Origin of the sequence: Methanoregula sp. (assembly GCF_002835825.1) — an archaeon.
Lineage (GTDB): Archaea > Halobacteriota > Methanomicrobia > Methanomicrobiales > Methanospirillaceae > Methanoregula.
The window spans coordinates 1-876 of the sequence record NZ_PIZH01000762.1 but is presented as its reverse complement, the minus strand read 5'-3'; the positions used below and the strand labels follow the sequence as shown (position 1 = coordinate 876).

The window sequence follows — 876 nt, the reverse complement described above, 5'->3', positions numbered from 1 at the left end:
GACCGCGATGCGCTGCCCCTGCTTGGTGTGACCGGCGGGTTCATCTTCATCCTCTCGTCCCTCAAGCTCCCGTCCGTGACCGGCAGCTGCTCCCACCCGACCGGTACCGGGCTCTCGGTTATCTCGTTCGGGCCATGGATAACCGCGGTTGTCTGCGCGATCGTGCTCCTGTTCCAGAGCCTCTTTTTGGCCCACGGGGGTCTCTCGGTTCTCGGGGCGAACATCGTCTCGATGGGGATTGTCGGGCCGCTCGCCGGGTATCTTGTGTACCGTGGGCTGCGTGATACGCGGGTGAACATGTTCGTGACGGTGTTCCTTGCAACCGCGCTTGCCGATATGTTCACGTACATCACCACCTCGCTTGAACTTGCGCTTGCATACCCTGCCGAGACCGGAGGGGTTGCCAGCTCGTTTGTGATGTTTCTCTCCATCTTTGCAATCACGCAGGTACCGCTCGCCATTGTCGAGGGTGTGGTGCTTGCCCTGGTGTTCAAGTATATCGTTGCACTGAAACCGGATATTCTCATACGGCTGAAGATCTTCTCAGAAGAGAAGATCAATGCCGCGCGGGGTGAGTTCTGATGGCATTCAAATACACGCTGGAAGTTCTTGCGGTGCTTGCAATCCTTGGCTTGTGCGGGATCTTTCTGTTCACCAGCTCGAATTTGAGCGATGCCGAGTTTGCCGGTTCGGACACGGTCGGATCCTCGCTCGTGTCGGAACTCTCCGGCATCCCCGAAGACGAATTTACCCCCATCGTTCCGCAGTGGGAACCGCCAAGCGGCGAGATCGAATCCTGCCTCTTTGCGCTCCAGGCAGCGATCGGAGGAATCCTGATCGGCGGGGTGTTTGGGTTCTGGCTGGGTCAAAAACAGG

At 58.3% G+C, this 876-nt stretch carries 2 protein-coding genes; both read left to right on the top strand.

The features are described from left to right. Positions 1-582, top strand: a 582-nt coding sequence (locus CW742_RS15020) for an energy-coupling factor ABC transporter permease (RefSeq protein ID WP_292421803.1), incomplete at its 5' end; no start/stop codon positions are given. Further along, positions 582-876, top strand: a 295-nt coding sequence (locus CW742_RS15015) for an energy-coupling factor ABC transporter substrate-binding protein (protein WP_292421800.1), incomplete at its 3' end; no start/stop codon positions are given. The genes CW742_RS15020 and CW742_RS15015, both read left to right, overlap by 1 nt.